Annotated in this window: 8 protein-coding genes; 6 read left to right on the forward strand and 2 right to left on the reverse strand. The window is 28.4% G+C overall.

Translation table 11 applies throughout. The features are described from left to right. From AJN64_RS03100 to AJN64_RS03120, 5 genes are read left to right on the forward strand one after another with little or no spacing between them, the layout of a single operon-like run. Window positions 1-225 carry an acyl carrier protein gene (locus AJN64_RS03100; RefSeq protein ID WP_070292654.1) on the forward strand — a complete coding sequence of 75 codons (225 nt, stop codon included), beginning with the start codon at window positions 1-3 and terminating at the stop codon, window positions 223-225. Beyond that, on the forward strand, window positions 219-1,127 hold the full coding sequence (locus AJN64_RS03105) for a class I SAM-dependent methyltransferase (RefSeq protein ID WP_002788411.1): 909 nt from the start codon (window positions 219-221) through the stop codon (window positions 1,125-1,127). The genes AJN64_RS03100 and AJN64_RS03105 overlap by 7 nt, the downstream gene beginning before the upstream one ends. Continuing rightward, window positions 1,127-2,689, forward strand: coding sequence for an HAD family hydrolase (locus AJN64_RS03110; protein WP_070292655.1), 1,563 nt, complete (start codon window positions 1,127-1,129; stop codon window positions 2,687-2,689). The genes AJN64_RS03105 and AJN64_RS03110 overlap by 1 nt, the downstream gene beginning before the upstream one ends. Next, the gene (locus AJN64_RS03115) at window positions 2,679-3,740 is read left to right on the forward strand and encodes a beta-ketoacyl-ACP synthase III (RefSeq protein WP_002818746.1); all 1,062 of its coding nucleotides are present in this window, start codon (window positions 2,679-2,681) and stop codon (window positions 3,738-3,740) included. Before AJN64_RS03110 ends, AJN64_RS03115 begins: the two co-directional genes overlap by 11 nt. After that, window positions 3,740-3,961: an acyl carrier protein gene (locus tag AJN64_RS03120; protein ID WP_002786077.1), complete on the forward strand. Its 222-nt coding sequence runs from the start codon at window positions 3,740-3,742 to the stop codon at window positions 3,959-3,961. The genes AJN64_RS03115 and AJN64_RS03120 overlap by 1 nt, the downstream gene beginning before the upstream one ends. A 13-nt stretch (window positions 3,962-3,974) precedes the next feature. Here AJN64_RS03120 and AJN64_RS03125 read toward each other — a convergent pair whose 3' ends face one another. Both AJN64_RS03125 and AJN64_RS03130 read right to left on the reverse strand, forming a co-directional pair. Next, window positions 3,975-5,189 (reverse strand): DUF2920 family protein, encoded by a 1,215-nt coding sequence (locus tag AJN64_RS03125; RefSeq protein WP_070292656.1) that lies wholly within the window; start codon window positions 5,187-5,189, stop codon window positions 3,975-3,977. 12 nt (window positions 5,190-5,201) lie between these two features. Further along, window positions 5,202-6,413: a DUF2920 family protein gene (locus AJN64_RS03130; RefSeq protein WP_070292657.1), complete on the reverse strand. Its 1,212-nt coding sequence runs from the start codon at window positions 6,411-6,413 to the stop codon at window positions 5,202-5,204. Between the two features lie 60 nt (window positions 6,414-6,473). On the opposite strand from AJN64_RS03130, the gene AJN64_RS03135 reads away from it, so the two are divergent. Beyond that, window positions 6,474-7,982 carry an AMP-binding protein gene (locus tag AJN64_RS03135; RefSeq protein ID WP_070292658.1) on the forward strand — a complete coding sequence of 503 codons (1,509 nt, stop codon included), beginning with the start codon at window positions 6,474-6,476 and terminating at the stop codon, window positions 7,980-7,982. Window positions 7,983-8,007: the final 25 nt, after the last annotated feature.

Genomic DNA, 8,007 nt, shown 5'->3' on the forward strand with positions numbered 1-8,007 from the left:
ATGGAAAAACAATTTTATAAAATTTTAGAGAATATACTTGAAACCAAAGTAGATGAAAATACAAATTTAAGCATGGAAAACTGCAAGAACTGGACTTCTTTAGCTCATATTGATATCATCATGAGTTTAGAAGAAGAATTTGAAATCAAATTTAGCAAAGATGAATTAAGTCAGCTAAAATCTCAAAATGAACTTTTAAAAGCTATTAAGGAGAAATTATGTTAAAAAATACTAAAAAACTATTTAAACTCATAGAAGAAAAAAATGCTTTACATAAAAAATGTTTAGATGGATTGCAACTTTCAGATGAAGAATATAATGATTTAGAAAAACTTATCATCTATTATAAAGATACATTAAACATCAATCTAGAAGAACAAGCTAAAAGTTATATAGTTGTACTCAATGACACTCTAGAAGAAACTAAATATTTTATAGAATTTGGAAAATATAGATATAGCACTTTAGCAGAAGTAAAAAATATGGTATATTTCAATGAAAATTATATGAAGCAATACATGGTGGGACTTGCTATATCTTCTTTTATTTGGAATGCTCATATTGAAGTTAGAAGATATTTTGCTAAATATATAGATAAAAAACAAGATCGAAAAAGCACTTATCTTGAAATCGGTCCTGGTCATGGAGAATTTTTTGTTAAAGCACTAAGAAGTCAAAAATTTATAGAATATTATGGAATAGATATTTCTCCTATAAGTTGTCAAATGAGCAAAGATATGGTAGAAAATCAATTTGGAGCAATTAATCAAAATAATTTTAAATGTGATTTTATATGTAAAGATTTCACTAAATGCAATTTCAACAATAAAGCAGATTTAGTTGTAATGGGAGAAGTCTTGGAGCATGTAGAACAACCTTTACAGTTTATGAAAGATGTAAAAACTTTACTGAATGATGGTGGAGAAATTTTTGCAACCATCCCTATCAACGCTCCTGCTATTGACCATATTTATTTATTTTCCCATCCTGATGAAGTTAAAGATTTGCTTAAAAATGCAGGTTTAAAAATCAAAGAATGCGAATATTTTATGGCAAATAATTATTCTTTAGAAAAAGCATTAAAAACAAAAAATGCCATTGTTATGGCAGTGGTTTTGGAAAAATAATGAATCTTTTTTCACCTCATTTAAAACGCAATGAGCTTATAAAATTTGCCAAAGAGTTAGACTTTAGTAAAAGTCAAGATCTTCTTATCAATATCCATAGAAATCATGCTTTTGAAGGAGTGCAAAGCATCATTGCTCCTTTTTTACATTTTGCTAATTTAAGAGCTGAGTTTAATTTCAGCTCTTATGATGATAGCTTGAGTTTTGATAACTTTAAAGAAGCTAGTTTAGAACTTTTATGGCTAGATTTAACCCGCTATAAAAATAATGTGCAAAATTTTATAGAAGAAAGACTTTTAGAACTAAGAAAAATTTCACAAAACCCTATTTTAGTTCTTAGTTTAGGAGAATTTAAAACAGATAAAAAAATTTTAAATTGTGAAATTTTTAACATAGAAAAACTCATAAAAGAGTATTTTGATGAAAAAGATATTTTAGACTTAGCTAAAGAAGAACTTACAGGCTCTAAGCTTAATAATAAAGCCTTGATTTTTTTAGCACAAATTTTAGGACTTAGTCTCATCCCTGCACTTGTAAAACCCGCTCTTAAAGCTCTTGTACTTGATCTTGATAATACCTTGTATCAAGGAATTTTAGGTGAAGAGGGTATAGATAATCTTAATTTAAGTCCTTTGCACAAAACCTTACAAGAAAAAATTAAAACTTTTAAAAAACAAGGGTTTTTACTTGCCCTAGCTTCAAAAAATGAAGAAAAAGACGCAAAAAAACTTTTTGAAATAAGGAAAGATTTCATCTTACAATGGGATGATTTTGATGCTAGAATGATCAATTGGGAGTCAAAAGGTGAAAATATCTTAAAAATTGCTAAAAAATTTAATATAAATACTAACGCTATGCTTTTTATAGATGATAATATCGCCGAGCTTGAAAATACCAAATTTACAGGCGTTAAAACACTTTTATGCGATGAAAATATACTTTATAAAATCAAACTTTTTCCTAATCTTTTAAAACTTTCAAATACCAAAGAAGATCAAATTCGTGCCAAAGATATAGCAGCCAATGCTTTAAGAGAAGAACTTAAAAGTTTAAGTGATGAAGAATATTTTCAAAATCTTGAAATCAGCTTAAATTTTAGCAAAAATGATCTGCAAAATATCCCTCGCATTAGCGAACTTTTGGGCAAAACCAATCAATTTATTGCTAATTACACACGCTTAAATCAAGAAAAAGTCGCACAACACATGCAAAAAGAACTCATTATAAGTGTGAACATGAGTGATAAATTAAGCGATAGTGGGATTATCGCTATTTTTGTTTTTTCTTGCAAAGAAGGAAATTTATTTATCGATGATCTTTGCATTTCTTGTAGGGCTTTGGGTAGAAAACTTGAAACTCGAATGTTTTTTAAAGCCTTTGAACTGGCTTTACATTTCTTTGATCTTAAAAACAATAATGCAAAGCTTTATTATCAAAAAGGCGAAAGAAATATGCCATTTTTGAGCTTTTTAGAACAAATTTCAAAGAATTTGAAAAAAAACTCAGCCCTTGTTTCATTTCAAAATTTAAATTTTAAAGGACTTATAATCCATGAAAACTAGATTTGATAAAGCCAAAATTTCAGGCATTTGCGTAAGCGTACCTGAACATAAAATTTGCATTGATGATGAGTTAGAGAGCGTTTTTTCAAACGATATCAAAACCCTTAAAAGAATGAAAAAAGTCATAGGTTTAAACACGCGTTATATTTGCGATGAAAACACTTGCGTAAGCGATCTTGGAAAACACGCAGCCAATACACTTTTGCAAGGTTTAAATATAGATAAAAATAGCCTTGATGCACTCATCGTAGTAACTCAAAGTCCTGATTTTTTCATGCCTTCTACGGCTTGTTATTTACATCAGCTTTTAAATTTAAGTTCTAAAACCATAGCTTTTGATTTAGGGCAAGCTTGTGCAGGGTATTTATACGGCTTATTTGTCGCTCATTCTTTAATACAAAGTGGCTTAGGTAAAATTTTACTCATTTGTGGGGATACTTTAAGCAAATTCATCCACCCTAAAAATATGAATTTAGCTCCTATTTTTGGTGATGGAGTAAGTGCAACTTTGATTGAAAAAACGGATTTTAACGAAGCTTTTTTTGAGCTTGGAAGCGATGGAAAATATTTTGATAAACTCATCATTCCAAAAGGTGCGATGAGAATACCTAAAGCAGATATTTTCAACGATGATTCACTCATGCAAACTGAGGAGTTTAGACAATTAGAAAATCTTTATATGGACGGAGCAAATATTTTCAATATGGCTTTGGAATGCGAACCTAAAAGCTTTAAAGAAATTTTAGAATTTTCTAAAGTAGATGAAAAAGATATTGCTTTTCATCTTTTTCATCAATCCAATGCGTATTTGGTTGATTGCATCAAAGAAGAATTAAAACTTAATGATGATAAAGTTCCTAATTTCATCATGGAAAAATACGCTAATTTAAGCGCTTGTTCACTACCTGCCCTACTTTGCGAACTAGATACTCCAAAAGAATTTAAAGCGAGTTTAAGTGCTTTTGGTGCAGGGCTTAGCTGGGGAAGTGCGGTGTTGAATTTCAAGGATTTATACACAAAAGATATTTTAATTTACACAAAGGAGAAATAATGACAAAAACTGAATTTTTAGAAGAGCTTAAAGAAGCTATGCATAGAGATGAAGACTTAAACGAGGATATGCTACTTGATGATATAGATGAGTGGGATAGTTTGGCTTTTGTATCTGTAATGGTGCTTTATAAAAATCTTTTTGCTTTAAAAATCACAGCCGAAGATTTGAAAAATTGTCAAAAAGTGAGTGATTTAATCGATTTAGCAAAGCTTGATTAAAACCTTTAAGGTTTTAATCTTTTATCTCTAATTCAAATTTATCTCCCACATCTTTAAAAGTAAACACTTTATTCCCACAAGGATAAGAGATGGAATTTTCTTTCATAAAAGATTTTCTTTTTTGTAGTTTTTCAAGCATTAAAGGAAGTTCTTTTCTAAATAAGGCTTTATCAGGTATACCACAACCATGATCTAAATTTTTAATAAATTTTCCATCAATTTTATTTTCATCTATCAAATTTAAGCTTACATCATATCCTAAAATTTTTAATATTTGCATAGTTTGTTCTTTAAAATTTGCTGGAGTTAAAGGATCTTCTTTACTATGATAACTCACATAAATAATATTTTTATTTTTTTGACTTTGCAAAATCAAATGATCTTTATTTAACAATGTTCTAATAAAATAATTTTCATTATTAAAAAAATAAGGTGAATTTTCTTTACGTGTCCAATGGGTTTTTACAAAACATTCTATTAAAATATGCGAACTATTTAAAACATAATCACAACCGTCCTCCATTTCTCTTCCTAAAATATAATTTAAAGGTGGCAAAGCCGAACCTGAATTATCAATCACGCCATCCACATACCAAGGAGCTATTTTTGCTATGAGTAAAGATAGATATCCTCCATAAGACCCCCCCCCATAAATTTTTGGTAAATTTGCAAATTTTGGAAAGCGTTTAACTAAATCTTTTAAAGCATTGATATGATCAATAGCTGCCATAATACCAAAATTTTGATAATCCCTGTTAGGTGGGATAAAAGTGGAAGTAAATTTCGCTTGATAATTTTGTACTAGTTTTCCTTGTGATTTTAAAGTAGCAATACAATGATCTAAATGATGATAATATTCTAAAGCATTATTAGAATTTAAATTTCTGCCATCAATGTTAAAATCATTCAATACTTTAGAAAAATTTTCCAGATCTTCTTCTAAAAATTTTGCACTTGCATCGTATTTTAAAACATCTGAACGTCTTTGACAAAAACAATGATAAAAAACATTTATTGTCACTACATCAAAATTTTTAGCAATATAATTTCTATAAGAATCTAAAAAATATATATTTGCATTAGCTCCATAACCTCCTATGACAAAAACTATAGCTTTGAGATCTTTTTCATCATCATAACTGATGCGATATTCAAGCTTACTGGTTCTTTTAATGCCTAGTTCTACATCATCACAAGAATCAATTTCAAAGGTTTGGTTTATGAACATATATTTTCCTTTTTAATTAATAATCAATTTTAACTGATTTTCTACATCTTTAAAAGTAAATACTTTATTTCCACAAGGATAAGAGATGGAATTTTCTTGCATTAAAGATTTTCTTCCTTGTAGTTTTTCAAGCATTAAAGGAAGTTCTTTTCTAAATAAGGCTTTATCACTTATTCTCATGCCGTGATTTAAGTCCTTTATAAATCTTCCATCAATCTCGCTTTCATCTTTTATCAAATGTAAAGTGGCGTCATATCCTAACTCTTTATACGCTAAAAAAAGAGTTTGCTTATCTTTTGCTGTATTAAATGGATCTTTTAAACTATGATAAGATACTAAAACAATATTTTTATTAACACTAACTTGTATAGTTAAATGAGCTAAATTAGGAATTATTCTAATTAAATAATTCTCAGTATGAAAAAAATATTTTGAACTAACATCCGCATTCCAATAAGTTTTAATAAAAAATCCTATTTTATTATGTGGATATTCCTCAAAATAATCACATTGTCCACTTTCTCTTTCTAAAATAAACATAGGAGAAGGCAAAGCCGAACCTGAATTATCAATCACACCATCCACATACCAAGGAGCTATTTTTGCTATGAGTAAAGATAGGTATCCTCCGTATGACCCCCCCCCGTAAATTTTTGGTAAATCTGCAAATTTTGGAAAGCGTTTAACTAAATCTTTTAAAGCATTGATATGATCAATAGCTGCCATAATGCCATAGTTTTGATAGTCTCCATTAGGTGGGATAAAAGTGGAAGTAAAATTTAGTTTAAAGTTATGATCGAGTTTATTTTGCATTTTTAAATTTTCTACATGTTTCACTAAAGAATTCGCTAAAAAAAGCGCATTATCATTATTTATTCCACCATAAGAAAAATGAAACTGATTTAATAAATTTTTAATATTTTCAATATCTTCATCTTGAAAAAATTTATATGCACTGTATTTCTCAACATTTGATCTTCTATGACAAAAACAATGATAAAAAACATGCACCGCTACAACATCAAATTTTTTAGCAATATATTCTCTATCAAAGTCTAAAAAAGAAATATTTGCATTAGCTCCAAAACCACCCACTATAAAAACTATAGCTTTGATATCTTTTTCATCATCATAACTTATACGATATTCAAGCTTACTGGTTCTTTTAATACCTAGTTCTACATCATCACAAGAATCGATTTCAAAGGTTTGATTTATGAGCATATAAAGGCCTTTTTTATTAATTTATCGATATTATATTACAAAAAACTAAAAAGGTAAATCATGACAACCCATATCTACGATTTTTTAGAAAAAAGTTTAATCAAATTTAGCAAAAAAACTGCTTTTATAGAACCTTTTGCCAAGGAAAGAAAAGAAATCACTTATAAAAACTTTGATCTTTTTTCTAAAAGACTAGCCAGTGAAATTTTAAGAAAGCTAGGAAATGATAATCCTATACAAGCTCCTGTTTTAATCATCTTACCCAAAGGGATTGATTGTTTGATTTCATTTTTTGGAGTGGCATTAAGTGGAAATTTTTATACCCTTTTAGATGAGAAAAGTCCTAAAGAAAGAATAGAAAAAGTTATAGAAGTTTTAAAACCTAAACTTTTTATCACTTCAAAGGACTTAAATTTTAACTTAGATTTGCCTACGCTTTATACACAAGACTTTGAAAGTTTTAATATAGATGAGAGTTTAATAAAAATTGCAAAAGAAAAACATATAGATACTAATTTACTCTATGTTCTTTTTACAAGTGGAAGCACAGGCATTCCTAAAGGAGTAAGCATAGCACATAAGAGTGTGATTGATTATACTTTTTGGGTGTGTGAGACTTTTAAATTTGATGAGAATGAAATTTTAGCCAATCAAGCGCCATTTTATTTTGACAATAGTGTTTTAGATATTTTTTCAAGTGTAAAATCAGGAGCGACTTTACATCTTTTACCTAATCATCTTTTTGCCTTTCCAAATAAAATTTTAGAATGTCTTGAAAAAGAAAAAGTAAGCACTATATTTTGGGTACCTTCGGTGCTGATTTATTTTGCAAATACTGAAGCTTTGAATAATTTTAGTTTAAACGCCTTAAAAAAGATACTTTTTTGTGGCGAAATCATGCCTAATAAACAGCTAAATATTTGGCGCAAACACTTACCCAATACTTTATTTGCGAACCTTTATGGTCCAACAGAAATCACTGATGTGTGTTCTTTTTATATCATAAATCGCACTTTTAAAGATGAAGAGCTTTTACCCATAGGCAAAGCATGTAAGAACACAGAACTTTTAGTTTTTGATGAAAATATGAATTTCATAAGTCCTAAACAAATAGACATTAAAGGGGAGCTTTACGTGCGTGGAACTTCTTTGTCTTTAGGGTATTATAATGACAAAGAAAAAACCAAACAAGCTTTTATACAAAATCCTTTGCATGATAATTATTTAGATTTACTCTATAAAACAGGAGATATTGTTTCTTATAATGAATTTGGAGAGCTTTTGTGCTATGGAAGAGCAGATAATCAGATCAAATATATGGGACATAGGATAGAGCTTGGAGAAATAGAAAGCGTGATAAATTCTCATGCAAGTGTAAAAAACAGCGCTTGTATTTTTAAAGAAGATATTATTTGTTTTTATGAAAGCAAAGAAGAGCTTGATTTTAAATCTTTTTTAAAAGATAAATTACCTTCTTATATGATCCCAAAAAATTTTATTAAAATTAACAAATTTAAGCTTAATCAAAATGGTAAAATTGATAGGAAAGTTTTAAAAGAACTTGTTTAAATAAATATTTTATAATTTCAAAAAA

It is taken from the genome of Campylobacter sp. BCW_4332, assembly GCF_001763175.1.
Classification (GTDB): Bacteria; Campylobacterota; Campylobacteria; order Campylobacterales; family Campylobacteraceae; genus Campylobacter_D; species Campylobacter_D jejuni.

Excerpts from the sequence above, each read along its gene's own strand:
- AJN64_RS03100 (WP_070292654.1), top strand. The coding sequence starts at position 1 with ATGGAAAAACAATTTTATAAAATTTTAGAGAATATACTTGAAACCAAA.
- AJN64_RS03105 (WP_002788411.1), top strand. The coding sequence starts at position 219 with ATGTTAAAAAATACTAAAAAACTATTTAAACTCATAGAAGAAAAAAAT.
- AJN64_RS03110 (WP_070292655.1), top strand. The coding sequence starts at position 1,127 with ATGAATCTTTTTTCACCTCATTTAAAACGCAATGAGCTTATAAAATTT.
- AJN64_RS03115 (WP_002818746.1), top strand. The coding sequence starts at position 2,679 with ATGAAAACTAGATTTGATAAAGCCAAAATTTCAGGCATTTGCGTAAGC.
- AJN64_RS03120 (WP_002786077.1), top strand. The coding sequence starts at position 3,740 with ATGACAAAAACTGAATTTTTAGAAGAGCTTAAAGAAGCTATGCATAGA.
- AJN64_RS03125 (WP_070292656.1), bottom strand. The coding sequence starts at position 5,189 with ATGTTCATAAACCAAACCTTTGAAATTGATTCTTGTGATGATGTAGAA.
- AJN64_RS03130 (WP_070292657.1), bottom strand. The coding sequence starts at position 6,413 with ATGCTCATAAATCAAACCTTTGAAATCGATTCTTGTGATGATGTAGAA.
- AJN64_RS03135 (WP_070292658.1), top strand. The coding sequence starts at position 6,474 with ATGACAACCCATATCTACGATTTTTTAGAAAAAAGTTTAATCAAATTT.